This window comes from Pseudomonas corni (genome assembly GCF_057128765.1).
The window spans coordinates 13934-39009 of sequence record NZ_JBSKHW010000019.1 but is presented as its reverse complement, the minus strand read 5'-3'; the positions used below and the strand labels follow the sequence as shown (position 1 = coordinate 39009).

Genomic DNA, 25076 nt, shown 5'->3' with positions numbered 1-25076 from the left:
TCAGCATTTGAGTCGTACTTAGCCTCTCAACGGTTTTTCGAACAATCGTTTTACGATGGCGACCATAATCTTCGCACTGTGTCGAAACCGGAGAATGAAATGAAAGGAAGCTGCGCTTGTGGGGCTGTAGGTTATGAGATCGCCAGCATTGATATGCCAATTAGCCATTGCCATTGTAGTACCTGCCGGAAAACCCATTCCGCTGCTTATGTCACCACAGCAGGGGTGCTTAGAGAGCATTTCAAATGGACTCAAGGCTTGGACGCATTGAAAGCTTTCGATTCATCTCCAGGGAAACTCCGACACTTCCGCTCTCACTGTGGATCTCACCTTGCAGCTGAGCGTCACGGATCAGCTGCACTGATCGTGCGAGTAGCGACATTGGACGATGAGCCCAACTCTAGGCCCAATTATCACATCTGGACGAAGCAGGATGTAACGTGGCTGGATGGGGAAGATCTTCCCAGACACTCAATGGCAGCCTGATCGATAACAGAAACGTTGCCCGGCCATATCGCCCGTTAGGTGCCTATGTGGGTGCCACTGGTCGAATGTGCGAGTTCGGAATGCGTGTTGGCTGGACACTTACGCATGTACGACCTTTAATGCGAGACAACCAGTAACAAGCGCGGACAGTGCATTCAAACATGCGGATGGATGTACCGCATCAGGGCACGTTGAAGTGTATCCTTGGGTCGCACTCCACAACTTTTTAAATAGAGAGCGCGGCTGACGTGATACTGGTATTGAGCCTCCTTGTGCCAAGCACCACCATTATCGGCATCAGTTGTATGATGAGGTAGAAAACCATCAGACATGGTTTCTGCCGGCTAGATGCAAAAAGTGATTAGATTGGCCGAGCTATTTCTAGAGCGCCTCTCCCATTTGCCGCATTGCAGGAATCAGTCCTTTTGACCAGTCTGTCGATAGCCTCTAACCCGTTGTGCATCTACTGTGATCAGCCTGGCCTCTTCTCTGACGAACATGTCATCAGCGCAGGCCTTGGGGCGGATGATGATCGCTTCTTGTTGGTCGATATGGTTTGCCGGCATTGCAATACGGACGTCTTTGGCAGTTTGGAGCGAGAGGTGTTGCGGAGCTCACCGATTGCAATTGGTCGCGCCTTCATGCAGCCGCATGGCCGTAAACGAGGTAAGCACACCACGGCACCAGCCATCCAAGCCAAGCACAAACAGATGGCCAATGCATCGGGATACCCGGACGAAATTGACTTCGGGCAGCATCACAAGCCGATTGTCCTGCCACAGCTAAAGATGATCGGCGAGAAAGAGTTTGAGTCCGCCGCTGCAAGCGTGGATGAGCTGCGCAGTTTCGTCGCCTCTCTGTTGACTCTGTTCCAGCATACGCACGTGATCTGCATTCGGAAGCGGGGCCCAGAGCATGAGCTGAGGTTTGAAGCCATCACCATGCATCGTTCGGGAAAAACTTTCACTCAGTCGGATGCATCGAGCTTTCAGTTCAGCCCCCCCCCAGTAGGCCTTTGGCTAGAGCGTTATGATGACACTCGCACAGGAGATGTGGATCCATACGCCACCATCTTCAAGAACATGAATGGGGGTATTGTTCTCAAAACATCGAATACAAACATCGAGGACGCTCTCAATTTTTTCGCTTGCGCCGTCGAGCAGATTTCATTCGATGTCCAGGTGACCAAGGACATCGAAGGGCCCATCGTTTCAGTGGGGATGACAGTGACCATCGGCGCGGTCGAGCGGTTGATTGCAAAAATTGGCATCAACCTGCTGGCCTATTATCTAGGTCGAGATTATGTGACCGATCCCGCCTTCCAACAGGTCAAGACCAGCATACTGACAGGGGCTCCCCGCTTGGGTAGCCACATCGTCGAAGACGCGGCGATAACGGCCATACTCAACGCCGCCCCCGACAATCATCACGTGTTCTTTCTCAGCAAAGTCAGCCAGCCCGGGGGGCGAGCAGCGATCATCTTGGTGGCGAAGCTGTACGGCGCTGCTCAAAGCATGACTTTGGCATCGAACGTGCCGGAGCCTCACCTGCTGCTTCCGGTTTTTTTTCTGGTCGACTTCCTCAATCACGAGGTGAAACAGCGATCGCTGGATGAATACGCCGAGTACATGGTCGAAGTCGGCATTACCAAAGCGCAAGCCCGCTATGGCTCATCGGGGTGAGCCCGCCGCAATTAGTAGATATCCTCAAGGCCTTAGCGCCAGACTTTGGACGTACCGGTGCGGTTGGAAGGTGGTCGTCAGATGTTGCTGTAGCAACTCCAGCAGTGCGATACGTTTGGACGTCGTGGTCGAATCCAGCTTGGCATGCCGGGTGGCCTCAAGACCGAGAGAGTCGCTTGGTTGACGTGTGTTCCAACTGATCATGAAGAACGGCCCTCGCAATATTATCTCCAAGCCTAGCTAAGCAGAGTTGCAGACGGCTACGCGGTCAAGAGTAGCGCCTGCCTCAGGCCTCATTGCTAACTTGGTCTCGAACCGCTTGCCTTGCTAGGCCCATGCACCACAGATGTTTCTGGGTCTTGATCATCAAGCATCGCCGAGATTTTCCTCATTCCTTCCAATAGCTCTTGAGGAAGGCTGGTATCGGCTTCGAAGTAAGGGACGATCACATCGAGGTTTGCGAAGGCTTCGTGTGACTGAAGCTGCTGTAGGTACCTGCGCAAAAGCTCGGGTGCCACTGTCTGCCTTGTCAGCTGTTTTTTCACACGCTCTTCATAGCGACTGGTTTCCTCTTCGCCAGCTGTCCACCTGTCAGCATCATCATCGTCCATTGCCTGAAGCTCTCGAGCGAAGCGCTTTTGCGACCAACCTAATTGTTTGATCAGCCTTTTGATCTCGTCTTGCAGCCTCTGTGTTTCTGTCCCCATTTGTCTCCACTCGCTTCGCTAATTTCCGCGTTGTCCCAGCGGGGACTTAATCACTTAATGTAAGGATAGAGCGATGTCTAAGATGACTAAAACCGACGCTTCGCGTATTGCCTCCGCCACTGCCAAGCAGCACGGTGGCCAAATCCCTAAAGGCTCGTTCGCCGCCAGGGCAGAGTCTGCGGCGAACACTACCCAGCCAAACTGGCCGAGCAAGCAAGACAGCAAACCGTCTGGTGGTGGCCGAGGCAACAACCCACCAGTACCGAAACGTTAATAGCCTCTGTCAGTAGGCTAGCGATGTCCGACTAGCCTTGCAGCTCCTGGCTGCGGTATCAAAAGCGGCCAGGTACTGTGACGTGTGCTCGTTGAAATCCTTCACCCCGAATTTCTTCTGAACCTCGCTTAGCGCGCAGATGCAATCCTCTTTCTTTCCCTGATACTGATATCGGCCAAGTACCTGCTGTGATCCGTTCAGGCAAATATCGACGAGGGCGTATTCGCTCTGAATCGAATATCGCTGGGCCTGGTAGTGGTCACCTACTTTCTTCGTCACCACTGAGCCTGCGCTGAACGCGATCACCACCGCAGCCACCGACTTTTTCACGCGCCCATATGTGTGGCCGCTCAGGGACTTTTTGCAATGGCCGCAATTGACTGCCGCCTCCAGCTTGAGGTCGTTAGGTTTGGAGCAACTAGGGCACTTGATGAACATGGCATTCCTTGCGCGGGTAGAGCTAAGTCGATGAACGTTGGTTATCAGGTTAATTTCAGATCCGTTTCAACCGCAGCTTTTACTCTTCGGTCTAATCGAATGGCCGGGCTCTGTAGCACACGCTCCAAGCCATCCCAGTCACTCTTGAGGGGATGGCGAGTCCGAGGGTCAGAAAGCCCGAGTTCGTCCAGCGTGTAATTCATCTTTGCGAAGTTGCACGGGGCACAGGTGACGACTGTATTTTCGATGCTGTTGTCGCCGCCTCGAGCATGCGCCACGACGTGGTCATATTGTGCCCACATGGCCTGAAATGCCGCGTGTTGGCTCAGGTTCGTCCTCTCCCACCGTAGTGCTGACGGATAGAGTTTCCCAAGGAAGACACGAACTACTTTTCGGATAACGGGGACGCCACAAAATCTGCAGTGGAATCCATCACGCCGATGGAGCTCGAGCAGTTCCGCGCGATCAGGCATTCGCTCCGAGGCACGCTGACTCTTGTCCAATACAGGAGGAGAGTGGGGCAGTGTCCGAGGCTTGACGTAAGGGCTAGCCTTCCCCCAAAGCGACTCAGTCCACGCTCGAACCTCATCCATGTCGGCTGCATGTATAAGTTGCTCAGCCAACTCCGAGTCGCCGATCATATGCGCAGATACTGCAGCATCCAGGTACTTCGCGGCAGCGAAAACTTCAGGGATCGGAGGCCGCAGGCACGGCCTGAGTTCATGAGACCAGCCAGATGTAGCGGATATGTTTTTCATCACGAAATCCTTTTCCTGGACAGCTGCTATTTGCCCTGCTGCTTATGACGTGCATACATGGCGGCACTGCCACCAGAGGCACTTCGTGCCTGGAGTTCGAAAGCGTGAGGATTACCCTTAATCAGGTCGCTCAGCTTCTTGTAGCCGTGCGTGCGAGGGTCAAACTCAGGCCGTAACTTCGTGATGTTCGTGCCCAGCGCGCCTAGATGTGCCCAGCCATCTTCGTCCGCGATGTCGTCCAAGATCTTCGCGATAAATCCCACTGGCGCCTTCGGCTTTTTCGGTGCTTCTGCGGCTGCAGGCTTAGCGGCGTCCGTACTCGTGGGTGCGTCCGATCCAGGCTCTTCGTTCGCCGGCGTCACGGCATCGTCACGTAGCAGTTCGATATAGACGAACTTGTCGCAGGCGGCCACGAAGGGTCGTGGAGTTTTCTCCTCGCCGAAGCCGTAAACAGTCAGGCCTTCCTCGCGCAGGCGGGACGCTAATCTTGTGAAGTCGCTGTCGCTTGAAACCAAACAGAACCCGTCAAAACGCCTGGTGTACAGCAAGTCCATCGCGTCGATGATCAACGAGCTGTCGGTGGCATTTTTCCCCTTGGTGTAGGCGAACTGCTAGATCGGTTGGATAGAGTGGTCGAGCAGGACTTTTTTCCACCCGCCCAGCTGCGGGCCAGTCCAGTCGCCATAGATACGTTTGACGCTGGCTACACCGTACTTGGCGATTTCTTCGAAGAGGCCCTCGACGATTGCCGCAGGCGCGTTGTCAGCGTCGATAAGGACTGCGAGGTGTTTCTGAGCATTGGACGAGGTGTGCGTAGCCATGGATCATCCTTGAGTGAAAGCACCACCATACCCGTAATTGGTGGATTATTCCGCGCTTCTACCGGGGTGATGGCTTGTCCCAAGCTTCAGTCAGCTCATCAATGCGGTCAGGGCTCTTCGGCGCTTTCGACGGGATCAAACAACTGTTGTTGCCAACGTAGTCTTCGATCAAATAAACCGAGTCCCCGACATTAACCCCGAGCTCTTGAAGGGCAGCGTCAGGAATGCGGATGGCGCCATCTCCGTCCCAGTCTTCAATGGTGATTTTCAGCGGTTGGCTCTATGTATTCTCCGGCGCATGTCGCTGGGTAGTGGGCAGAATCTTGATGGCTCACCCGGTCAGACGTTCGGTGCCTTAGGAACCGAGACTCTCAGCGATTAGCTCAACCATTAACAACGGGCTTTTGCTATCCGGCTGACAATCCCTGCGCTACGGCTAGCGTCGTTTGTTGATCAACCAGCTCAGGAGACCGCTATTGATCACGAGTGCGGCAATGTCCTGTATCCCCCATAAATGAATGTTGCTGTCTTTGCACGCTAAATCACTGAGATCTTCGATGGAGGTGTGGTACACAAAAAACATTTCGTCGAAATCATCGTATGATCTAAACGTATCGATGTACTTCTCTGCCTCGTGGCGGTTGGTCTGCGACTTTATCTGTATGAATGCCCGCCTCTGAGTGGTTGGCGCATATGCGTCGATATCGATGTCTTTTTCGGTTGCGCCCAAAACGGAGAAGCGTTGCCAGCCAGCTTTGGAAAAGATCAGGTCGGTCAGCAGTTCGAAATCTTTCCACCATAAACCTGCTATCAGTCCGCAGACCTGCATGCGCAATGCCGTCAACGTCTGTTCAACCTCTGCAATCTCAGGTGCCACTTCACCCCGAAGTTTACGAAGTAAGTAGTCCTGCATCGATACCGCGCAGATCGTTCCTCGAAACGCTTGGACTTTCGTTACGCGTCCGTCCAGGTTCTCAATGCTGAGGGGGCTTCCTCTTTCATCAGTGCACGCCCATTGACCGATAACCTGACGAATCCGGCTGCCGTCTTCAGGTAGCTCTTCAACCTCACCAGCTGCCCGGCACCAATACATGCGCTTCTTGTGGAAGGTTATCCAAATGTCGTTTTCGGATGCCTCGTAGAAGTCCCGAATCTGGTTGACGTCCCGTGTGGCGGCACCTTTGTCATTGTTACGAGCGTTTAGCCAAAAAGCTTTGACCTGATCCCAATCGCCTTTTAGCGAGGCTTGGTGGAAAGGGCTGTGATAGCCCAGTCTCAGATATCCTTCTCGGATACAGAAGTCTTCCCACCGGCCAGCTTCGCCGAGTTTTATGAAACGAATCTTTGGTAATGGGTTGTCCATCCAGGTTTTTGTCCTGAAGGTGAGGGGAAAGAGGCCAGAGTGAACCTGATCTGTAGGAGCTCGTGCGTGTGACGGTGCCCGTAGATGAGGTTTGACGCGTGCCGGATGGTGAGGAGCTCACTCCTTCAGTTCGATGTCCCAAGTGCCTGTAACTCTTGAGCCGTTCTAAAGATCGCTCCAGCTGCCATCCAGCAGACTATCTTCTGGCTGACTAAGATGGGCCTCTCCGGCGAAGCCCTCAATCTCAGACACGTAATGAAGATGGTACCGCTCGCCCTCAAGCTCACCGCGATACATTGAGTCCACCTTTACGTTGGTATTCGATCACCATCTCCTTGTCACGAATAACTACCACGCAAGGCTCCTCTTCGGCTCCGTCTTAACCATCGTAGTAAGTGGTCATCACTGAATTTGCATATCGCATTCTGCGGGTTTCCTCTGTTGATCTGATGGCACAAGAAAATGGCTTGGCTGAGACCTCGTCACGCCGTTTCCGTTGCGGGCTGAGATTGGCTGATCTGGAGGGGCTCAGAGTCTGAAGCAGCCTTGTTGCCTGGGATTGAATCTGTGCTGGAAGACTTCGCCGCCAGCTCTGCTTGTAATCCTTTCGCTCCCGCCAGCCAGAAACCGACGAATATCATGAGCATAAGACACCCAACACCGGATACTCTCAAAACCCACGCTGCTTTCGCCTGTGATGCTATCGCTTCGGAAATAAATCCATCGTTCAGTCCCAGTACAAGTCGGCATATAACATCCTTGTCCCAGATGTTACGCAGTGGAATCGAATCTTCCACATACCTGCAGTCACCTTGCTGCAGGCGCCATGGCTCGCCACGTATCCAGTCTGGAAAATCGAACCTAGGGCTGTAGGCTTCGTTGTTGCCAATCCAGAACCAGGTCTTTGTGGCCTTGACTCTCAGCAATGCATAGTCGCCTCCATCGACGAACTGGGCACCGGTGAGAAAAGCCAGTCCCAGCGCGGCGATCAATATAAAGCCGATGCTGGCCTGCCAGATGTTCGGGGTATCGAACTTGAGCTGGTTGGCTTTGAAAAACCAGCCAGCTCGCCTCAGGTCGGCGAACTCAAGATCGTGCTCCCTCATCCAGTCGTGCAAAGCCGTTTTAGCTTTCGCGGATTTAAGGTGAAAGCCGGTCTTCAGATTGAATTTGTTGAGGTCTAGGAATACGTCGGCGACCTTTTGGTCTTCTGCATTTGTGTACTTACCCTCAAGCCCGAGCCATTTCAGGATCTGGTGGAAGAGGAAAAACAGTGATCGTGTTCTGTACCAGACGATCCCTACGACCGCCACCCCAGCGACGATAGGCCAAAGTTTGTAAAGCACGTCAAGGAAATGCATTACTGACGTAAATGTTTGCTCAGTCAAAGTCGCTCGCTCCTTGAGGGCAAAGCTAGGCATCCTACCGCGACCTGACTGCTTCCACAGCATCTAGCCGGTCGACTACCTCGCTTCAAGATTGTGGAGTGTGGCTATTGGCCGATTACAGGCCTGCCCCTAATGGGCAGTAGTTCTTAAGTCCAGCTAGCATGGCGTCTATGCCATCCGTCCTGCTCGAGGAGCCCTCACTGCTCCATCAGTCCGTATTCAGCATTCTCTGCACTGAGGTGCATGGATACTCCTTATTTCTGTAGACCTTTCTTGAGGGTGGCAAGCTTGGCAAGGATTCGCTGTTTGGCGACGTCGAGCATCACTGGATTGGTTTTGCTCGACAAATTCTCACGTGCCTTTCCTCCCAAAAAGTAGCTGATCCGCTCCGCGTTCGCACCCGATGGATGTGGCAATCCATCCAACAATTGTTCTGGTTTCACCAAGCCTTTGGCCTGCAGATGCTGAAAGACTTCGGTGACTTTTGGGCCGAGAGGGACAATTAGGCACTGTGGGCCCAAGGATTGAATTTCTTGGGCTAGATGGGTTTCTACCTGGTGCCGCAAACTCGCGCGGCTGAGCATCGGGGGGCTTCCACTATAATTCTTGCCGTCCACAAAGACGGGATATCGAAGTGCAGAAGTGTAATGCACCAGTTGTGTATGGGTATCAAACAAGCGGGCGCTGCTGTCGATACCCAAAAACATATGTACGCCTATGTGATCGAGCATATTGATCAGGTTAGATCGCATAGGGCCTGCGAAGCTGGCGGTCTCTTTGGCGGCCCTCTTAGCTTCAGCAATCGAAGAGCCCTGGAGCAGTAGCTCTCTGGCTTTTTCCAATGCACGAGAAGCCTGTTGAAGGCCTGGCGTGATGCCACAAATTGCTATTTTCGCCGCAGTGTTCACATGGTCAAAGGGCGCATAAAAGGTCTGCAAATTACCTTCAGACGACAGAAGCAGCTCAGCGGGTAGCGTGGAGAAGTCATAGGTTGCGGCGGCGATCAATTCGCCGAAGGTTTCTAGGCTCAACTTGAAGTCCTCATCATCATTTGCGCGCGCTGGACATCGCTTATCTCAAAAAAATGGTCGCAGATTGGATCGGCGACCACTAATTCGTTCGATGCGGCACGAAGCATAATATTGTCCAGCTTGATATCTGCCATCGCTTGATGCGCCATAGCAAAAGCTGCCGCAGCCATCAATGTGCTGAGCAGCCCATGCAGATCGGTTCTCGTCTTTGCAAGATCAGAACAGCGGGAGGTGAAATCTTCAAGTTCTCCACCGTAGAGCTGAGGTTCGTCTTCAGTGAGGTCAGTAATGATGGCATTCAACGATTGGGTTAGCGGTTGTGCTGGATCTAGATCTTGCAGCCATTCGATCTCTGCCAACCAGTAAAGCTCCCCCTCACCTTCATCCGACGGCGCTACAGCCCCAAAATCTTCGATTACATGAGGCACATGCGGGTTGCCCAAAGCTGATTGCTGGGAGATGAAGTTGTGCCCGCAACCTTGACGCGTGAGCCTGTAGAGGCGGTCATTTTCACGGAACAGCGTCGTGGAGGAGCCATGCTTGAAGTATGTGGCTGATCGCAGAGGATGTTGGTTTAACAACTGATCGTAAAAAGGGCCTTCGAAGAGGCTGGTCATAAGTGAGTCCTTTCATAGGAGTGCTTGAAAGCACGACGTCGTAGTCCAAAAATAAACAACGAGTTGCTGAGGGTCGGCTTCATCAATTCTCAGATCGATACCTTGATCGTACTATCATCTGCGTCGATTGGATGGCTCCGGAAATGGATGAGCGTCATTCCAGTTCCGGCATCCATGCTCTTACGAATTTGGAACAGTCTGGATTTGTGAATGGCCTCGCGCCAACTGCCGCAGTCATATCGCCGAAGCGTTTGAGTTGGATGATTCTCCCGACACCACTTGATGGCTTCTATAAGCGGCGTCCAGCCATCCTGAGCTATTGCGTCCTCAGCATCGAATAGGCTATCTGTCAGACCGTTCTGTGGCCATGCGACAGATCCGTCCATACCAACGCCGTCAACGAAATCTTGCGCGACGAAGCCACGTATCACTGACCTTGGTCAACTTGGGTGTGGAGTGATTTCGACCTAGCGAGTGCGCGGAGATAGAGGCTGACAGCCGCAGTTATAGGATCTGAGTCCAGTCTAGGCACGGGCTAAATGAGGGTGGTGTGCTTCTTTGATCCAGCGAAGGCAGACCGGAGAGTCAGGCCGCAATCGACAGGATGGCCCAACCGCGCAGAGCTGGTCTACGGCCTGAGTGATGGGCCTGACGCTGACACTGGCTTCAGAATTATTGAGTCACCGATCTTTTCAATGGCCAGTACGTCGCCCTCGCTTAGACCTAGCTCGTTGAGTAGGTCTGGCGGCAAGTCCACGATCACGTCCCCGCTACCGTCTCCTGGATCTTGGCATTTCACAACCCATCGTTGGGCGTCAGTCATTTTCGTGGCTCCAATGAGTAGTCCGCTAGGCGCTCCATCTTAAGCGCAACCTGATAGGGGTGTGGCGTTCACAGCTACGCTTGTTCTTGAGCTGGTGACAGAACCAGTGGCATCTGCGCAGGGATTGCCATAAAGATCCCTCCGGCATTGCATTGTGCAGGCTTGTAGTCTTTTGACGTGGTTGATGAGACTTGTGTGCCACCAACTTTGTCTAGACTCGGGTAAGACCTCAGAGGAAGCCAGGCATGTCACAGTCACCCTATGATCAGTACAGACACATTCTTCTCGACGACAGCTACGGAACAGCCCGCAGGCTGCAGGATTTCATTCTTTACCAATACGATAGTGACCGGTATCCCTTCGACATCGACGAGCATATTGGTGGGTTCGATCATCGCCACCTCCAGATCTACACTGCGCTGAAGCAGTGGATGTGGGAGCACGGCACCAATCCATCGTCCAATGATATCGCCGAGACGATCATCATCAGGCGCCGCGCAGCCGCTCAAGCGAATTTTGATGAACTCACCCGGCTAAGGAATATGGCACCCGAAGAATACGTTGGGGAGTTCGGCGAGACGGCAATCGACGGCCATGCCATCGCCGTAAGCGCATGCGAGAAGTGGCATAAGAGATACGCGGCCAACGGATTTGAAGTCGGGCATGTGACGTAGGCCTTGAGAAATACAACTGTCCAAAGGCGCTGATGAACGCGGCTGTGCTCATGGCGAGCGGAGCGCGCAGGCGCGAAGGATGGATGCCGCAGGGCCAAGACGCCTCGGCGAGGCGGCTTGGTTCACGACAGCCGGCCCGGAAGGCGCGCGCAGCCAAGGTGATTGACGTCCACAACGGCGAGGAATAAATTGAAACGGCATTCAGTCAAGCCGAAGAAGGGGAAACGAACATGCATCGCGAAGAAGATTGGATCTAGATCCGAAACTCCCGACCCAAAATCAGCTTAACAGTTTGGTCAGTAAACCCTCGACCAGTGCGCCGTCGTGCCTAGATTTCAACGCTTCAGCTGTCACTGCCCGCCACTCGCCAGTGAGTAAGCTAGTGAGTAAGCTAATACCAAGAAGCGTATTCGCAAGCTTATGAAATCCAAAATTTGCCTCCAATGTCGGCCAGCAGTATTCACGAGTTGTCCAACCGAATCGGATTCGACTTAACTGATTCTCAACCTGCCATTGGCCGTCCTGAATCAGAGCAAACCATATGCACGAGCACAGTCTAAAGGATCGTGAGGCAGCGAGAAGAAAGGCTCTTTGGACGCTAACCCAGTTGAACCCTGGTGATCCAAAAGCAAATCCAGTGCTCGATGTGCTTGACGACATTGACCATCGGGACGATCTCAACGCGACGCTTACGACAGCTGAGGAGGTGGGCGACCTACCTGGCATTGTAGAAGTCGAAGCACGAGCTGATGGCTTGCAGATTATCCGCGAAACCAGCATTCCTGAACCATGGCGGGAACGCTTCAATCAGGCAAGCGTTGGCTCCACGCGGCTTGTGGATGGGCCGTACCTACACGACTTTCAAAAGTTTATCGCAATGTGGAAGCGTGAAATTGAGCACCTTGAGGCACACAGAACGGCTCGAACTTTGGATCCCCAGGAAGTGAACCCTCTTTAGCCTTTGACCCAGTACCGGCGGATAGTCGATAGGGGAATTCCCAATTTTTTGGCTGCTTCACTTTGAGTCATCCCATCGACTTTGCAGGCCATTATTGCTTTTAGTTTCTGCTGGTTAATCTGCGTTCCGGGCTGCCGTACCGAAAGCTTGCCATCCTCAAACTGCCCGCTGAAGCCATCGTTTACGCCTAACGCCCTTAGCTCGCGGACGCCCTCCTTTATCTCGGTCAATAGCTCTTCGGGAGTTCTGCCGTCCCTAAGGCTGGTGGAGAGGATAAGCAGGGAGAGAGGATTGATGCTGAGAACGTGCGCCACGGACTCGAGTGTTTCCAGCGTGACACCGGATTTTCCATTTTCGAGGTTGTTCACGTGTTTAGGGTCAATGCAGTCTGCGAAGTCATCGACTTTCAGCTTGCGAGCACTTCGAAGTATTCGAAGAACAGCGCCCAGTGAATCCCGCGTCAGCATAAAAATCCCCAAAGCCGAGGATAAAGCCACAACGCTAAAGGTCACTCCACGGAATATATTCCCAAATGTGGTTGATCTGTCGTGGCTTTTTGATATTGTGTCGCTGGCTGATGTCAGCGACGGGCCACCGCGATCTAGACAGGTTTATCTGGCCCCTGATGGGTTCATCGAGGAGAGGTAGCAGCAGTCGGCGGGCCTGACGTAGCTGAGATATGCCCGACGTAGCAAAACTCGTAATGATCAGGGCATGCCGGCCCGATACGTATCTAACAAACACATAGTGCTGATGGTTCGATTCGCACTTGGGATCTGTGTGCGCTCAATTTGAGTGCAAACGCAAAGGAAATGTATTGATGAAATTTGATTGTTTGAAAGTTTCTGGAAAGCTCGATTCTGTTCACGTTATTTGTCCCATGAACGGCGGATACAAGGCAACCCTAAGCATTGACAGTGTGAGAATCCCTAACGTCCAGCTCACTAACAAAATTTACGAAGAGCTTGAGGAAGGGGACAACATCACCCTTTACGGGATTTTCAAAAACTCAAAAAGTAAAGAAAAGAACATAGGTGTTATCTACGGCCTGCAAAAGCAAAGCGGAGAAAAGATGTTTGCAACTAGCCTCCGGCTGCTTGCTCCGATGATGCTTGCGGTATACGCAGCCATTGCATTTTGTCTTGTCTTTGCGATCGGCTTCTTTGTCTCATGGATACCTGTGGCTTACATTTTTGGTAGAACGAGTCCTGGTGAGTTTATTCACCATTCAGTTGTTTTTGCACTTGTAGAAGGTGCCCTGGCAGCTGCATTTTTTCTCTGGAAAGCATTGGCGTTAATCAGCGTGACGAATGACCCGGAAAGCTGGCAGTCAATGCAGCCGGCACTACTATCGAATCGTTTCTCAAAATTCCACAAATGAAATCGTCTAGTTAACCCAAATATGAATGAGCCTGCCACAGCACGATCGAAGGCTCCCGATAAGGGACAATTCGACTTAGATGTTCAGCGTGACAGAGATGACGTTGTAGTCGGGCAAATCGCCCAGACCGAGCATTGCGAACCTTTGGGCTGTGTCTGACGGGGTGATCGCTTTGGGCATGCTGGATCTTCCTTGAGAAGTGGAAGTGGCTCGGAATTGGCTAAATCCGAGGAGCGATAAAAATATTTTCATTCCCGCTAAAGGTTTGCCTACTGAAAAACCGTTAGGTATAGAAACCTAATGAGAGTTTTCCGATGAGAGCAGTTGCTACACCAGTAACAGACGTCGACGTCCCGCACCGCGACCATTATGCGCACCAGGCAGTGAGCAACGCTTCGGCGTTCACTGAGGATGGCAGCTCTGTAATGATGAGGTTCGATGGCTCTGATTACCCATTGAGTGCAAGGCAGGCTGATGCTATCGCTCAAGGACTGCTAATGGCGCTGTTACGTACAGGTCTCGAGATGACTCAAACGCCTTGGGCCGGGGGGCTTGAAAAAGTCACGCGTTATGATGGTGCCCGTCTTCCGCTGATGTTCTCGGACGATACATGGTATGGCGCGAACCCGACATTCGCCTTTGTAGGTGTATGTTGGCTATACGAGGGTACTGGTGAAGACCCTAATTATCCTGCAAATGCAATGTGCATTCAGGGGCTTCACGACGGTGCGATTCTGTTCAATAAGGGAAATGAGACACGCCTTCTGACATTTGAGCAGGCACACGAGCTTTGCGTCAGCCTCACGGATTCGGCGAATTCGCTTGAGCAGCGGAGATGGCGGATTTGGGACAGATTGATAGAGTGGCGCAAGCCAGGTGAACGGTCGACAAGTGAGCCGACATCAAAAGAGCGTGCTCTTTTCAAACTCCTCGAGGGCTACTCCAAGCGAGTGAGGCGTGAAAAACCAAGGCATCGATAGTCACTCGATCAATGCATCAACATTGGACAATCGGTTGATATGGCGGTTGTGCAACAAGCTCGAGTGACAAGCGTGACATGTCGAGCAAGGGAGGAAGGGCTGACTGCAAGCGGAGCGTGCTAGGCATGACGGATGGACGCCCGGAGGGCCGAGATTTCGGCCGCAGGCCGAAGCTCGGTTCACGACAGCCGGCCCTGGCAAGGGCATGCCATAAAAGGCTTTCCGATATTGATCAATAAGGCCAAGCCCGCTTTGGTCATACTGAGGAATCTAAGATGGGATCAGGCGACGATGACACCGTTTACTGCAGCATTCAGATGCGCCTGGCGAGCGGCAAAGAGCTCCTGAGAGTGATCAGTGAGCTGCGAGCGTCAAAAGGGCATCCTGGCTTGGATGCCGTCCTCACGCGAATAGAAGACGAGCTCACCATGTCGATAGATATCGTCGAGAATCCCCCACGCTGGGATGACTGGCTACCCACGAAGCACTGAAGCGCTACTCATCTTTATCATCCCGATCAGCACGAATGGCCTTAAGTGAATCCCGCTGCTCCCTGGTCAAGGCCGTAGGAGGTACCGAGGTCATCCTCTGCTCAGTGCAGAACTGGTCGATGAACTTTACGTTTACATCCTGACCGACCTGGTGTGCCACTTTCCACCGACCATCCCGCAGCTCCAGCTCGTAGCTCGCGCAATTAGGCAATGGCTCCTTGGTATCGAGCTCACGGAATAGCCTCATGTTGTCTGGTGTGCCGGCAGCTTCTCCGTGGCGGATGAACCAAGCCACCGCGCGTATGAACTGTCCGTGACTAAAGACCAATGCATTTCTCGCTTCGGAGGTGGCCAGCTGACCTAGCATTGCTTTCGCCCTGAGCAGCAAATCGAGAAAGGATTCTGCACCAGGGCCGTCGATGAACTTCATATCACCCAACTGCCAATAGGCATCGGCCTTTGGTTTACGGTCGGACTGTGTCGTGCCCACCAAACGGTCAGGGCTCAGATAGGTGAATTCGTGGACAGGCCAGATCTCAAATCGCGTATTGGGGAAGAGGGTGGCCGTTGGCAGCGCTGTGGCCTTAGCTCGCTCAAAGGGCGACGACACGATCAGGTCTGGCTCTGAGGTGATAGTGCGCGCAAGTGCTTGAGCCTGGAGTAGCCCGGTTGACGTTAATGGGATGGAGTCGGGATCTTTAGTAGGTAGGCCGGCGTTCGCGGCACTCTGTGCATGTCTGATGAGCCTGACGACCTTGGTCATATTCTTCTCAAAGCAGGACTTAAATGTCTCTGGGAATAGCATACTGACTCAGCAAGGCAAGCGGAGCGCGCAGGCGTGCAGGATGCTAGCCCGCAGGGCCAAGACGCCTGCGATGGCTTGGTTTACGACAGCCATACGCCGAAGGCGTCACGCCATGACTGCAGCGTCTTCAAACCAACCCATAGGGAGCTAAAATGACCCGCAATGACCTCCACGAGCTCGAGAGCGAAAGGCGAAGATCACTCTGGGCGCTTGCCAACACCCCTCCCTCTGATCCTAAAGCGTTCGACTTCCTTGCCGTCCTAGATGACCTCGACCCCCAAGAGCGTCACAGCGCGTCCGGTACTGACAAGCCGCTTGAGCTCAATGCGATTCGTGATGCTGTCCCGATAAAACGCCATCACTCTGGTATCAACATAGTTTTAGAGCTTGATATCCCTGAGCCATGGCGAGAGCGCTTTTTTCACGCAAGCATCGTACCCACTCGGCTTTCAGATGGGCCATATGCCCGCGACTGGTAAAAGTTTCTGAGCGAAAGGGAAGTGGAGATGCGACACCTAGCAATGCGCAGGGCTGCGAGACGTGATCTCGGCATAGATTGAGGCATTAGAGGCGGGAAGCCGTTGATGGCCATCAATGAGAAACTGGCTGTTTTTCACTAATGCCTTGCCAGTGCTCGCCGGCTCGCACCATTCGTTTGTAAGGTAGCTTCCCAGATCCGTGCCTGACCAAACAGCGGGAATGAAGCGAGCCTGCTGGCCGACGTTCCATTGCACTTCACGCGACCAGGTTGGTACGGGCAAGCCTATGACAAACCGCTCAGCCCACGGAAACCTATCGCGAGCGGAGGAGGGGGACTAGATACCTCTCCAAGTGGCATATTAATACATCACTCAGGTAGTGGCTGATGGTTGAGGTCAGAGTTCGGCGTGGCAGTCGGATGCACAAGCCATGTGTTTCGTCGTCGGTGTAGCATTGGAATATATGAGACATAGGTTTAGTCATTGAAAGGGAAATTCTGCACAGCGCGGAAAACTTAAAAGGACGCGGAGTGCCCCACGCCCAACAGTCGCGGAAATCTGTGTCTCAAGGAATTTGAAACTGTTCATCTACCAACTGTCCGCACGCTGCTACCTAAGTAGCGCATCAAATATCCCAAGACATCTGTTGAAAGGGCTCGATATTTAATTACGCTGGATACATAGAATACAAAATGGTTCGCCCACGGAAAGCTTGAGGCGGATGGCAGGTTCTTATGGGCTAGAGGCGAGATTATCACTCTAGGTGGTTGGGGCACTTACGCTGACGGCGTGAGATGCCGGCGTCCGACCAACGCCAGTGGAGGTGCCAACCCCCGGTTTTGACAAGATTGCCTATGCATTTTTTGAATCCATCGAATCGAGGGATTTGCTAAGAGCGAGGAAAACAGCGGCCTTCAATAATTAATAATAAATTGACACCATGCCGGACTGAACATAACCACCTGCGTTGGAGGGGCCACTCCCACTTTAGTATTGAACGCTCTGTTGACGGGGTGACCTGACAAGGTCAGTCTAAATAGAAACACGATCAGGTAGGGCATAATGCATTGGTGTCAAGCAGGGAAACTAAATGAAAGCCCTTCCCGGTGGATGCAAGCTGAGCTGCAAGAACGTTACGGACTGAGTGAAGACGAGTCAGCAAGAGCTAGGCTCATGCCATGAGTAATAATGTGGAAGTCAAAGCTGATCTTTCAATTAGCGTGGTATTGCAATCGCCAATTCGAAATCATAAACGAACGCTTTGGTTCGATGACTGGAGATGCGCGCGATTAATCTTAATACCGATGCAATATGCAGGTACCATCCGAATGGCACTTCTGATGTGTATAAAATCAAAGCCTCGCAATTGGTAAGGGCTAAAGAACCTGTAGATTATACCGTTGGGGAAGCTTGATGGGTGCGCCACGTCATGGTAAATATTTCAGCCAACAGGTGGAGCTCCAAAAGCTCATCCTAGAATGGTATCGCAAAACTGACGTGGTTTGTAACAAGCAAATACTTTTTAGCTCTACGCTACCGCCTGCGTTGAACGCTCTGCGACTAGATTGATTTCTCATCTTCGTAAATATCTTAATAACAGCTGACCTTCTATTAGGCGTTAATAGAAGGGGGCGCGTCTATTATCTGAGTGGCGCGCGACTCTGTGTGCCTGGCCTGGAGCTATAATGATCGATTTCGAATTGGATAAAGATGTTATCCGTTTTTTTTGGGAGGACGAAGCTACTATCGTCGGCGGGCGACACAGCGAAGTCAATGTCCCCCCATATGTGCATGAGAATGCAGTCGAACCAATGGCGAGGGCTATCAGGAGCTTATGTCGCAACGGAGCAGTTAATTCCTATGGAGGGCGTTTTGCTGGTTTGAGGTCAATATTCAAATATATTAAAGATAGTGGCGTCAAGGACTTTCCTCCCTCAGTTGATCAATGGGAAAACTTTTTCTATAGCCATTATGAAACTCTCATCAGCAACGAGGCTTTTAAGTGGTCTTACCGCAAAGAAACATGGGGGCGGATAAGAGCGATCTATGTAAAGCTTAAAGCTGATGGGTTTGTTCCTAGCGACGCTTTCATTCCGCAATGCTCACTTAAGTCCAGTGCGTTCTTTTTCAGTGAGGACGCCGCGCCATTAGGGCATAGGAATGAAAGCGTTGCCATCCCAACTCAGGTAGAGGACGTGCTGCCTAAGAGGTTCTTAATAGAGAAAGGGCTTCATTTGGATGATGATGTATACCTGCTTGAGCTAAAAAAAGATCTCGAGCTTGCCGCGTCAACCGTTGTCGAGTGCTGTGTAGAATACTGGGAAACCATGCTTGAGTGTCATGCGGTTGGTCAGCGGTTAGCTGACTCTATACCGCTGACAGAAATTGAACGCGTTTTGTCCAGTGGTGAGTTTTATATAGAAGGTGTTCATTTGGCCGATCCGCGCCAAGAGCAAGGGCTAACCTGGTTTATAGCAGTCGCTAAATATTGCGTCGAACATGATGTGACGTTTGAGACTGTGACGTTTAGCTACTTAGAGAGCTTGCCTTTTTTTAAGGACGTGTTGGGTAACGGCTATCTGTATCCGAAAGTGACTGAGAGAATCAGGGATGTGGCAGGTAACCTTGCCGTCAAGCAAATAACGTCGAGTGAAACACTTGCGCGTTTGCTTGGCGTGCTATCACCAAGAGACTGCTGTGCGGCAGCGAGTATTCTTGTCAGTGAAAATCCGGTGTTCAATGCCTCTTCGATCACCAGCGCAATGCTGTACACACAAAAAGGGCGGTTTTATTTGAGGGCTGACACCGATACTCGAAGAGTAATATTCAGTGTCGGAAAGGCCAGGGCAGGGGTTCGAAAGGTTGCATCTCTGCCAACCTTAAGCGCAAAAATTATAACGGACGTGATTCGTTGCACTTCCAAAATTAGGAAGCTTCTGCAGCAGCGTAAAAATGGATCTTGGCGAAAGTTATTTCTTATGTCTACTCGAGGATACATCGGAGCACGCAGAGATTTCAGTAAAACCATGGCCATAAATTATGGTACTACTTTGTATGATGTGTTTGCGGAAAGGCTAACGTCGGTGGGAGTTAGTCGCGAAATGTTCAGTCTTTATAAGATCAGATGTACGCAGGGAATTCTCGAGTTCCTGAGAAAAGGTACCATCCAAGCTGTGGCAAGTAAGCTTGGTAATAGTGTTCAAACAGCTGGTAAGTCGTACGTGCCAAAGTTTCTGTTGCGACGTTGGGGAAATCGCCGCCTGAGAATTCTACATCAGAAGCTAATCCTAACCTCCACATCGGAGAGTCCATGGATGCGCGAAAGTTGTGATTTTGCGACAGATGAAGAGATGACGTACTTCATTAAAAAAATGTTGAGGGATACAAAAAATGGTGATGCCTTTAGTGAAGTGGTTAGGAAAAAATTCAAACACTACGTAGCTGATCAAACTTCCATACTTGAAGCGTTGGTGGAGTCTGAGCTTTTGGTGCTCGCATGCCCTAAGTCTATAGGGGTAATAAGCGCCATCAGCGAGTGTGCAGATGAGTTCCCAGTTGGCTTGGCTGAGAAAATTGAACGCGAGACCGGCCTGCGTCTAGGTGATTTTCGCGCTCTTTCTGATTTGCTGGCTGATACCGCAAATATAGACCTGCGTGCCGCGAACTCCGCAGAACAAGTAATTGTTGATAGGGTTTCTGGTGATTCGATTCGTCAGTACAAGAGTATCTACACTCAGGGGCTTGCGGAGTCGGTTAAGTTTCGTCGGTTAATTGAATCGCAGAAGACCAATGATAAGGGGACTATGTGATGAGTTATAAGGATGAAAATCGTAGTGCCCACATTCAAGCGTTGCTGGCTCAGGCCCGCTCTAATCTCAAGGCTAATGAAACCAACAAGTGTTACATTGCGAATTGGCTGGTTGAAGGTGAGATAGGTAGCGCTCAGTGGAGAGTGAGTGTCCCGAAAAAAAAAGATCTGGTCACCATTGAGTTCGATAGGAATATGCCCGACGGTAGCCGGCTAAGTGACGGGGAAAACAAACTTCTTCTAGTTACTATTCAGAAGGCTGCATTTCATCTGCGGATGGGTAGTTTGACTGAACGCTTTATGGGGTTTACTCAGTGGGTGTCACACATCTATTTCATGATCAATTTTGCGGCGTGGCTGATATTACACAAAACCGTTTATGAACCTCAGCTGTATGGGTTTCGCCAACTCACCATGAGTTCCTGTGAAGCGCTGCTTGCTGAGCTGGGAGAGGGCAGTTGGCCTGTGGCTTTGAAATACAAGCAGAGGCTCGTTTTGCATTTTAATACATTTGTAAGTGGCCCTTATTCAATTGATTCCTTATTGCTAAACGTGGATGATCTCCCGATAGAGTTCGTTGACGACGTGGTTGCCTATTTGAAGTCTCAAAATTTGTATTCACCCTTTCAAGGTGTGTCCAATGAAGGAGATGTCATGATTTCAAGAAAGTATCTAGCATCTGTACTGGGGGCTCATGCGTCAGGTTTTCGCTCTATCAATCTCAGAGTATTTCTTCGGCAGTTTGAGCCTGCGTTATATCACTCATCTATCTTGGTAAGCGGCTCTCGGACGACTCGTAATTTTAGTCAGAATGCCCAGTTAATAGAACATGCTGGCGCGTCAGGTATTGGTAAGGGTTATTTCAGCAGCTTTGTGGCGCTCCTACTTAACTTTCTACAATCTCATAAGAAAATTCCTTCGGATGTGCCTGATATCACTTTGAATGCTAAGGCGCTGATGAATGTAAATATGCCATTGCTCAAACCTAAAGGGCATACCAAACTAATTCCTATCACAATTGGTTTAATGGCCATAGATAAAGCGTTGGAATGGGTGCTGGTGTATGGAGAAGCTATAGTTTCATCAGTTGTCTTTTATGTGGATGAGTTTCTAAAAATTGACACGCGATACAAAACTTCTAACTCTGCTCATTATAAGCAGCAGTTTTTTGAAAGCACGCAACATTTGTGGAAGACAAAGGCATTTCCTGAACTGCCGTCCCGTCGTTTGGACAAAGCGTTGAATATAGTGTCGTTGCAAGCAAAAAAACCGAGCACTTTTCCTCAGCACCAAAAGCATTATCGGGGGGTGGTTCATGTATTCGTCGGTGCGTGCGCGTTGATTATTGCGATGCTAAAGCCAATCCGGGACAACGAGTTAACTACTATCAAGCGAGATTGCCTGTCGACAGATACTGCTCTAGGCGGAGCATTTCTCGAACATGAAAATGGCAAAGCTGGCGTATTAGGGGTCAATCCAATGATCGACCGTCCAATTCCTAGCGTGGTTGCTAGGGCGATTCAGCTTCTGCAGGTAATGGGTAGTCAGTTGTCTGCACTTTATGGCGATACGAGCGATCATCAGGATGATTTGTTTTACATATTTGGCTCCGGATTCAAGATCCCAGGTTGTAAAGCTAAGTCTCAAAAGGTCAACTCCTGCCTCGATCAGTTCTGCGAAGCAATAGGTCTACCGAAGGATAAGCATGGCCGTTCTTGGTACGTCCGCATCCATGAAATGCGGAAGTTTTTCATGCTCACGTTCAATAGGCATGAGATTATTGATACACATGATCTGCTTGCATACGCAGCAGGTCATTTTGGCCGTGAGCACGTTTACGAATACGTTGATTACCACATTTCTGACTCTGAAGTTGTTCGATATGAGGCCGAGTGTGTAGATGATAAGTTAATTGCATTTGAAGCAGGCCAACTTGCTCCGGATGATAACCGTGGGCTTGTTGCAGTCCATCAATTTGTTCTTAAGCGCTTTAAGGTTTCTAGCGTTTCCACGATACCCAAAGATGAGTTTATGGACTATCTGTCGGGAATGCTGGGAGGCGATCAGGTGGAAATTTCGACATATACCGTTCGCTTAGATGACTATGATGGTGAAGTTCTTGCCATAGATTTCGCGCTTAGGTTTGGAGACGTGTCTGATGCGAAATTCCAGCGTTAGAAATTTTGAATCGAGGTATAAATGGCTTGAAGATCTTTCTAATGGAAGTGTATCAGCCACTCCTTTACAACTGGATTTCTTGGCCAGTATGCGCAAGTTTTGCAGTTTGGAGGTGGAAGGAGTATTTGAGATAGTTTCATATAACACTTTAAAGGCTGTTGCTCTTTCCCCAGATTGGCGCGCATTGAGTATTCCTGCCTCGATGGATCTATGGGCTTCAATAAAGCACTTGCGTGAACTAGCTTATGGAAAGGCTTTGTACCATAGAAAAGTTTTGTCACCAGTCCCTATCATGTCATGGGAGGACAAGGCCAGGCGGACACTTTTAGACGCTCATATTGCTACCACAGCATATTTAGATATTTTTTATTTTCTGCATGGTTTTCTGCGTGAAGATCCTGATTTCCCTCCTGAGCTTAAGCTGAAACTTGAGAATAAGCTGTCGGAGTCCAGGGCGAAGTATCAGATGTTTCTAGTTGGCTTCAAAGCTGTGCCGCCTAAGCCCTTGCTTTCCATTGTTGATGGAGGGAAGGATCTTGTCTAAGCAATTATATACGTTGTACGAGAGTGAGCTTTTTCCAGGGCACGCTCTGCCGGCATGGCAAGGCGAAGGGCATATCGGAAATCCTATGAGAATCAACAATTTTTCCCTTATGCGTTGGCCTGATGGGCGACCCTGTCATTTGGTAAGTGCATGGTTGCTTGAGCGTGCATCTAAAACCACAGCCCGAGACTCATCCAACACGGATGCCTCCCTGGTTACTCACCTTGTCCGCTTCTGCTACATGTCAGATCTTGATTTTTATATGTTTGATCTTGACGCGTTTGAACGCTTTAGAGACTTGCTCTTGGTTTCTAAAACAGAGAATAAACAGGGAGAAAGGAATGCACGTGATCGGAATCAAGTGGGGCGGATCCAGCGCTGCGCATTGTTTTTTCTTGAATGGCTGCACCTACGGCATTCTGTCGTTTGTCCTAATCCTATCGTTGGCATCGAAGGTAGTGGCGCTAATATTGTCATACAGTATAAGATTGATCCTATTACTAATAGGATATATATGTATCATCCGCTGCTTGTCGTGTCAGAGCCATTTCAAAATGATAAGGCGCCTATTTCAGAGTCTATGATTCAGGATATTAGGGACGAGATATTTCGCCGCTCTGACGTGGATAATCTTCCTGCTGCATCCAAGCTCAAGTATCTAGCTGATCCTGAATTGTTTTCGGCTACTAACAGGTATCTTTACGAGCGTAGGATGTTTCTGGTTCGCGCATTTAAGTTAACTGGGGCTCGCACCGAGGAACTGTATGATTTGCCTTTGGCCGAGAACTCTGGGATTCTTACCACAAAGGAAATGGTCTTGCCCACTAAGAAAAGGCGGTTTGCAGTCAGCCCTAGACGATTCAAAGTTGACTTACGGGATGCAAGGCTTATCTCAAAATACATTAATGCTCGTCAGCAGTATCAGATTTTTTTGGCCGCCAGAGGTGTTTTCTATACTAAGCCAGATCAGTTCTTTTTAGGCGCTGATGGAACTGATCTCAAGAAAGCATCACTTACAAAAGAATTCGATAGGCTGTGCCAAGACGCAGGTTTTGTCGATACCAGATCGTGTTTGTCAATGTTTCGTCATCGGTTCATTACTCGTGAGATTCATTCCCGATTGCTTATTAGATTCGCCCAGAACCCAGGGGCGCGTAACGGCATTACGCCAGAACTTCGGGATGACGTTTGCAGGGAGGTTATCCCACTAACAGGACATGCTCACATAAACTCTTTATGGCATTATTTCAATGCTGAATACGATTTAATAACTTCGTCGTCTCCTTATAGCGAGAAGCTACACGCAAAGGCAAAGCTAGAGTCTCTTCGCGAAGACCTGACTGACATGCGCTACGCAGAACGCGCTAGGCCATACCTTAACCTAGCTTCAAAAATTTCTGAACTCGAGATGGAGATCGACCGGCTTTGGACGGAAATCCTTTCGGCCGGAGGATAATTGCTCTAGTCACCCGCATGGCCCCATCGTACTAAACAGCCCCGCACGATTATCCCGGTCGTTTCGGTGTCAAGTCATTAGTGTCAATAAATTTGGTAACCAACTGAAAGACATACGTTTTAGCAAAACTATAATTTGGTGTGTCTAGAAAAGCATTATGCTCGACATCAACGGCATTCTGGGCCTTGCCGCGCTGATGGGCGGGCTCAAGCATGGGGAACAGTCCTACAACGATGATTCCGCGCGTACCTACAGCGTGATGATCCTGACGGCCATGGGTGTCTCGATGGTGGTGCCGGAGTTCATTCCGGAAGGTGACTGGAAGATCTATTCGGCGTTCACCATCGGCGCGATGGTGGTGTTGTATACCCTGTTTCTGCGGATGCAGGTCGGCCCCCACAGTTACTTCTTCAGCTACAGCTACCCCGACAAGAAGCGCCGCAAAGACCAGCCAGAGCAAGAGGCCAAACCGGTCAATCTCACGCTGTCCATTGGCATCCTGATGTTTGGTGTGGTGGTGATTGGCGCGCTGGCCGAGGTGATGTCCAAAACCGTCGACTTGGGTCTGGAGGGGAGCGGTGCGCCGCCCGTGATGACGGCAATTCTGGTGGCCGCTATTTCAGCGGCGCCGGAGATTCTGACCGCATTACGCGCAGCCTTGGCTAACCGCATGCAGTCGGTGGTTAACATCGCGTTGGGCGCCTCGTTGTCCACAGTGATTCTGACCGTACCCGTCATGGAAGCCATGGCGCTGTACACCGGCCAACCGTTTCAAATGGCGATGACCCCGGTGCAAACGGTGATGATTTTCATCACCTTACTCGTCAGCGCGATCAACCTGAACGACGGCGAAACCAACGCGATAGAAGGGATGACCCACTTCGTGCTGTTCGCGACGTTCATCATGTTGTCGTGTTTGGGGTTGTGACGTAGA

The 25076-nt window shown here is 50.9% G+C and carries 23 protein-coding genes and 2 pseudogenes; 13 read left to right on the top strand and 12 right to left on the bottom strand.

The window, feature by feature from the left end:
- The first annotated feature begins 99 nt into the window (after nucleotides 1-99).
- Together ACWKV9_RS24125 and ACWKV9_RS24120 are read left to right on the top strand one after the other, a co-directional pair.
- A complete protein-coding gene (locus ACWKV9_RS24125) occupies nucleotides 100-486 on the top strand; it encodes a GFA family protein (RefSeq protein ID WP_483838619.1) in 387 nt (128 codons plus the stop codon).
- A 425-nt stretch (nucleotides 487-911) separates the two neighbouring features.
- Nucleotides 912-2168: a hypothetical protein gene (locus ACWKV9_RS24120; RefSeq protein WP_483838618.1), complete on the top strand. Its 1257-nt coding sequence runs from the start codon at nucleotides 912-914 to the stop codon at nucleotides 2166-2168.
- Nucleotides 2169-2467: 299 nt separating this feature from the next.
- Here the strand turns inward: ACWKV9_RS24120 and ACWKV9_RS24115 are convergent, their stop codons facing one another.
- Nucleotides 2468-2875: a hypothetical protein gene (locus tag ACWKV9_RS24115; protein ID WP_483838617.1), complete on the bottom strand. Its 408-nt coding sequence runs from the start codon at nucleotides 2873-2875 to the stop codon at nucleotides 2468-2470.
- Nucleotides 2876-2948: 73 nt separating this feature from the next.
- On the opposite strand from ACWKV9_RS24115, the gene ACWKV9_RS24110 reads away from it, so the two are divergent.
- Entirely contained in the window at nucleotides 2949-3149 is a 201-nt protein-coding gene (locus tag ACWKV9_RS24110; protein ID WP_483838616.1) for a hypothetical protein, read from the top strand.
- Between the two features lie 9 nt (nucleotides 3150-3158).
- On the opposite strand, the gene ACWKV9_RS24105 is transcribed toward ACWKV9_RS24110, so the two are convergent.
- The 9 genes and pseudogenes from ACWKV9_RS24105 to ACWKV9_RS24065 all read right to left on the bottom strand — a co-directional run bounded on the left by ACWKV9_RS24105 (nucleotide 3159) and on the right by ACWKV9_RS24065 (nucleotide 10388).
- Nucleotides 3159-3587, bottom strand: a complete 429-nt coding sequence (locus ACWKV9_RS24105) for a hypothetical protein (RefSeq protein ID WP_483838615.1) — start codon at nucleotides 3585-3587, stop codon at nucleotides 3159-3161.
- A 44-nt stretch (nucleotides 3588-3631) separates the two neighbouring features.
- A complete protein-coding gene (locus ACWKV9_RS24100; protein WP_483838614.1) occupies nucleotides 3632-3889 on the bottom strand; it encodes an HNH endonuclease in 258 nt (85 codons plus the stop codon).
- Between the two features lie 482 nt (nucleotides 3890-4371).
- Nucleotides 4372-5166, bottom strand: a pseudogene (locus ACWKV9_RS24095) (NYN domain-containing protein).
- 58 nt (nucleotides 5167-5224) lie between these two features.
- Entirely contained in the window at nucleotides 5225-5437 is a 213-nt protein-coding gene (locus ACWKV9_RS24090; RefSeq protein ID WP_483838701.1) for an AbrB/MazE/SpoVT family DNA-binding domain-containing protein, read from the bottom strand.
- Between the two features lie 165 nt (nucleotides 5438-5602).
- Nucleotides 5603-6529 (bottom strand): hypothetical protein, encoded by a 927-nt coding sequence (locus ACWKV9_RS24085; protein WP_483838613.1) that lies wholly within the window; start codon nucleotides 6527-6529, stop codon nucleotides 5603-5605.
- A 482-nt stretch (nucleotides 6530-7011) separates the two neighbouring features.
- On the bottom strand, nucleotides 7012-7917 hold the full coding sequence (locus tag ACWKV9_RS24080; protein WP_483838612.1) for a DUF6216 family protein: 906 nt from the start codon (nucleotides 7915-7917) through the stop codon (nucleotides 7012-7014).
- A 254-nt stretch (nucleotides 7918-8171) separates the two neighbouring features.
- Nucleotides 8172-8948, bottom strand: coding sequence for a hypothetical protein (locus tag ACWKV9_RS24075; RefSeq protein ID WP_483838611.1), 777 nt, complete (start codon nucleotides 8946-8948; stop codon nucleotides 8172-8174).
- Nucleotides 8945-9565, bottom strand: a complete 621-nt coding sequence (locus ACWKV9_RS24070; protein ID WP_483838610.1) for a hypothetical protein — start codon at nucleotides 9563-9565, stop codon at nucleotides 8945-8947. The genes ACWKV9_RS24075 and ACWKV9_RS24070 overlap by 4 nt, the downstream gene beginning before the upstream one ends.
- A gap of 628 nt (nucleotides 9566-10193) precedes the next feature.
- Nucleotides 10194-10388 carry an AbrB/MazE/SpoVT family DNA-binding domain-containing protein gene (locus ACWKV9_RS24065; RefSeq protein WP_483838609.1) on the bottom strand — a complete coding sequence of 65 codons (195 nt, stop codon included), beginning with the start codon at nucleotides 10386-10388 and terminating at the stop codon, nucleotides 10194-10196.
- Between the two features lie 245 nt (nucleotides 10389-10633).
- Between ACWKV9_RS24065 and ACWKV9_RS24060 the strand changes: the two genes are divergently transcribed.
- A complete protein-coding gene (locus ACWKV9_RS24060) occupies nucleotides 10634-11062 on the top strand; it encodes a hypothetical protein (RefSeq protein ID WP_483838608.1) in 429 nt (142 codons plus the stop codon).
- Nucleotides 11063-11603: 541 nt separating this feature from the next.
- Nucleotides 11604-12020 carry a hypothetical protein gene (locus tag ACWKV9_RS24055; protein WP_483838607.1) on the top strand — a complete coding sequence of 139 codons (417 nt, stop codon included), beginning with the start codon at nucleotides 11604-11606 and terminating at the stop codon, nucleotides 12018-12020.
- Here the strand turns inward: ACWKV9_RS24055 and ACWKV9_RS24050 are convergent.
- The gene (locus tag ACWKV9_RS24050) at nucleotides 12017-12388 is read right to left on the bottom strand and encodes a helix-turn-helix domain-containing protein (RefSeq protein ID WP_483838606.1); all 372 of its coding nucleotides are present in this window, start codon (nucleotides 12386-12388) and stop codon (nucleotides 12017-12019) included. The genes ACWKV9_RS24055 and ACWKV9_RS24050 overlap by 4 nt on opposite strands.
- 452 nt (nucleotides 12389-12840) lie before the next feature.
- Here ACWKV9_RS24050 and ACWKV9_RS24045 point away from each other — a divergent pair, with 452 nt between their 5' ends.
- Both ACWKV9_RS24045 and ACWKV9_RS24040 read left to right on the top strand, forming a co-directional pair.
- A complete protein-coding gene (locus ACWKV9_RS24045) occupies nucleotides 12841-13401 on the top strand; it encodes a hypothetical protein (protein ID WP_483838605.1) in 561 nt (186 codons plus the stop codon).
- A gap of 314 nt (nucleotides 13402-13715) precedes the next feature.
- The gene (locus ACWKV9_RS24040; protein ID WP_483838604.1) at nucleotides 13716-14381 is read left to right on the top strand and encodes a hypothetical protein; all 666 of its coding nucleotides are present in this window, start codon (nucleotides 13716-13718) and stop codon (nucleotides 14379-14381) included.
- Nucleotides 14382-14876: 495 nt separating this feature from the next.
- Here the strand turns inward: ACWKV9_RS24040 and ACWKV9_RS24035 are convergent, their stop codons facing one another.
- Nucleotides 14877-15635 (bottom strand): histidine phosphatase family protein, encoded by a 759-nt coding sequence (locus tag ACWKV9_RS24035; protein WP_483838603.1) that lies wholly within the window; start codon nucleotides 15633-15635, stop codon nucleotides 14877-14879.
- 194 nt (nucleotides 15636-15829) lie between these two features.
- Between ACWKV9_RS24035 and ACWKV9_RS24030 the strand changes: the two genes are divergently transcribed.
- From ACWKV9_RS24030 to ACWKV9_RS24005, 6 genes and pseudogenes are all read left to right on the top strand, one after another.
- Entirely contained in the window at nucleotides 15830-16156 is a 327-nt protein-coding gene (locus ACWKV9_RS24030; protein ID WP_483838602.1) for a hypothetical protein, read from the top strand.
- A gap of 1685 nt (nucleotides 16157-17841) precedes the next feature.
- Complete coding sequence (locus ACWKV9_RS24025) at nucleotides 17842-19965, top strand: hypothetical protein (protein WP_483838601.1); 2124 nt, start codon at nucleotides 17842-17844, stop codon at nucleotides 19963-19965.
- On the top strand, nucleotides 19965-22142 hold the full coding sequence (locus tag ACWKV9_RS24020; protein WP_483838600.1) for a hypothetical protein: 2178 nt from the start codon (nucleotides 19965-19967) through the stop codon (nucleotides 22140-22142). Before ACWKV9_RS24025 ends, ACWKV9_RS24020 begins: the two co-directional genes overlap by 1 nt.
- Nucleotides 22123-22686, top strand: coding sequence for a hypothetical protein (locus ACWKV9_RS24015; RefSeq protein WP_483838599.1), 564 nt, complete (start codon nucleotides 22123-22125; stop codon nucleotides 22684-22686). Before ACWKV9_RS24020 ends, ACWKV9_RS24015 begins: the two co-directional genes overlap by 20 nt.
- Nucleotides 22679-24142, top strand: a complete 1464-nt coding sequence (locus ACWKV9_RS24010) for a hypothetical protein (protein ID WP_483838598.1) — start codon at nucleotides 22679-22681, stop codon at nucleotides 24140-24142. Before ACWKV9_RS24015 ends, ACWKV9_RS24010 begins: the two co-directional genes overlap by 8 nt.
- 151 nt (nucleotides 24143-24293) lie before the next feature.
- Nucleotides 24294-25070, top strand: a pseudogene (locus ACWKV9_RS24005) (calcium:cation antiporter); the annotation flags it as partial.
- Nucleotides 25071-25076: the final 6 nt, after the last annotated feature.

What these genes read in the sequence shown, in the direction of transcription:
- ACWKV9_RS24125 (WP_483838619.1), top strand. Translation starts at nt 100, where the DNA reads ATGAAAGGAAGCTGCGCTTGTGGGGCTGTAGGTTATGAGATCGCCAGC.
- ACWKV9_RS24115 (WP_483838617.1), bottom strand. Translation starts at nt 2,875, where the DNA reads ATGGGGACAGAAACACAGAGGCTGCAAGACGAGATCAAAAGGCTGATC.
- ACWKV9_RS24110 (WP_483838616.1), top strand. Translation starts at nt 2,949, where the DNA reads ATGTCTAAGATGACTAAAACCGACGCTTCGCGTATTGCCTCCGCCACT.
- ACWKV9_RS24105 (WP_483838615.1), bottom strand. Translation starts at nt 3,587, where the DNA reads ATGTTCATCAAGTGCCCTAGTTGCTCCAAACCTAACGACCTCAAGCTG.
- ACWKV9_RS24100 (WP_483838614.1), bottom strand. Translation starts at nt 3,889, where the DNA reads ATGTGGGCACAATATGACCACGTCGTGGCGCATGCTCGAGGCGGCGAC.
- ACWKV9_RS24085 (WP_483838613.1), bottom strand. Translation starts at nt 6,529, where the DNA reads ATGGACAACCCATTACCAAAGATTCGTTTCATAAAACTCGGCGAAGCT.
- ACWKV9_RS24070 (WP_483838610.1), bottom strand. Translation starts at nt 9,565, where the DNA reads ATGACCAGCCTCTTCGAAGGCCCTTTTTACGATCAGTTGTTAAACCAA.
- ACWKV9_RS24065 (WP_483838609.1), bottom strand. Translation starts at nt 10,388, where the DNA reads ATGACTGACGCCCAACGATGGGTTGTGAAATGCCAAGATCCAGGAGAC.
- ACWKV9_RS24060 (WP_483838608.1), top strand. Translation starts at nt 10,634, where the DNA reads ATGTCACAGTCACCCTATGATCAGTACAGACACATTCTTCTCGACGAC.
- ACWKV9_RS24055 (WP_483838607.1), top strand. Translation starts at nt 11,604, where the DNA reads ATGCACGAGCACAGTCTAAAGGATCGTGAGGCAGCGAGAAGAAAGGCT.
- ACWKV9_RS24045 (WP_483838605.1), top strand. Translation starts at nt 12,841, where the DNA reads ATGAAATTTGATTGTTTGAAAGTTTCTGGAAAGCTCGATTCTGTTCAC.
- ACWKV9_RS24040 (WP_483838604.1), top strand. Translation starts at nt 13,716, where the DNA reads ATGAGAGCAGTTGCTACACCAGTAACAGACGTCGACGTCCCGCACCGC.
- ACWKV9_RS24035 (WP_483838603.1), bottom strand. Translation starts at nt 15,635, where the DNA reads ATGACCAAGGTCGTCAGGCTCATCAGACATGCACAGAGTGCCGCGAAC.
- ACWKV9_RS24030 (WP_483838602.1), top strand. Translation starts at nt 15,830, where the DNA reads ATGACCCGCAATGACCTCCACGAGCTCGAGAGCGAAAGGCGAAGATCA.
- ACWKV9_RS24025 (WP_483838601.1), top strand. Translation starts at nt 17,842, where the DNA reads ATGATCGATTTCGAATTGGATAAAGATGTTATCCGTTTTTTTTGGGAG.
- ACWKV9_RS24020 (WP_483838600.1), top strand. Translation starts at nt 19,965, where the DNA reads ATGAGTTATAAGGATGAAAATCGTAGTGCCCACATTCAAGCGTTGCTG.
- ACWKV9_RS24015 (WP_483838599.1), top strand. Translation starts at nt 22,123, where the DNA reads ATGCGAAATTCCAGCGTTAGAAATTTTGAATCGAGGTATAAATGGCTT.